Source organism: Mesorhizobium sp. M8A.F.Ca.ET.218.01.1.1 (assembly GCF_004791165.1).
Taxonomy (GTDB): domain Bacteria; phylum Pseudomonadota; class Alphaproteobacteria; order Rhizobiales; family Rhizobiaceae; genus Mesorhizobium.
Genome location: NZ_SRUZ01000183.1, coordinates 1 through 294, shown reverse-complemented (window position 1 = coordinate 294; position 294 = coordinate 1). Strand labels below are relative to the sequence as shown.

Sequence of the window (294 nt, the reverse complement as noted above, 5' to 3'; positions counted from 1 at the left end):
GAAGGCCCGCTCGAAATTCGCTTGAGTGTGCGGATGGCCAAGATAATGGCCGCCCGGCCCGACATCGCGCACAGCGGAAAGGGCCTCGTCGAAGGGAAGCGGCTGGCGGTCCATGTCGAGGATCACCCGATCGACTATGCCGCCTTCGAGGGCACCATTCCGAAGGGCGAATATGGCGGCGGCTCGGTCATCGTCTGGGATGAAGGCAGATGGAACCCGGAAGGCGATCCGGCGCAAGGGATGAAGAAGGGCCGTATCAACTTCGAGCTCGAAGGCCACAAGCTCAACGGCCGC

2 protein-coding genes are annotated in these 294 nt (G+C 62.9%); one reads left to right on the top strand and one right to left on the bottom strand.

The window, feature by feature from the left end; genetic code table 11:
- Positions 1–72: trimethylamine methyltransferase family protein (locus EN861_RS36580; protein ID WP_245512188.1), on the bottom strand; the 72-nt coding region annotated here is incomplete at its 3' end.
- On the opposite strand from EN861_RS36580, the gene EN861_RS35975 reads away from it, so the two are divergent.
- Positions 46–294 (top strand): DNA polymerase ligase N-terminal domain-containing protein (locus EN861_RS35975; protein WP_245512187.1); only part of this gene is annotated, 249 nt, incomplete at its 3' end. The two genes, EN861_RS36580 and EN861_RS35975, sit on opposite strands and share 27 nt — an antisense overlap.